Source organism: Nocardia abscessus NBRC 100374, assembly GCF_000308455.1.
Taxonomy (GTDB): Bacteria; Actinomycetota; Actinomycetes; order Mycobacteriales; family Mycobacteriaceae; genus Nocardia; species Nocardia abscessus.
Map to the genome: position 1 here is coordinate 1 of NZ_BAFP01000108.1, position 492 is coordinate 492.

The following is a 492-nucleotide window of genomic DNA, read 5'->3' on the forward strand; positions in this document are numbered from 1 at the left end:
CCGTGGAGGGTGTCGTGTGGTCCCGGTGCCCCGCTACCGGTCGAGACGTAGATCGCGGTACCGCGCAATTTGTCCGCGTGCAGATACGGGTCGTTGGCCGCCCACGCCGGATCCGTCGGCGGACCCCACATGTTCACCACATTGCCCCGGCGACCACCCACCACCGCGCTCACGATCACCTGACCCTGCGGATCACTGGTGCGCACACACCCGGAATACGACCCGATAGCCCGATACAACCCCGGCGCGGCCAACGCCAACTGGAACACCGACGTACCCGCCATCGAGATACCCGCGATCGCGTTCGCCCCGTTCCCCCCGAACGCCGCATCAACGATCGGAGGCAACTCCCGCGTCAGGAACGTCGCCCAACGCTGCCGCCCCAACACCGGATCATCCGCACGCCAATCCGTGAAATACGAACTGGCACCCCCGAACGGAACCACCACATTGACCTGCTTGTCCCGAAAGAACTCCACCACATCCGTCCGG

The 492-nt window shown here is 65.4% G+C and carries 1 protein-coding gene; it reads right to left on the reverse strand.

The features are described from left to right. On the reverse strand, nt 1-492 hold a 492-nt coding region (locus ON19_RS21830), incomplete at both ends, for an alpha/beta hydrolase (protein WP_043695982.1).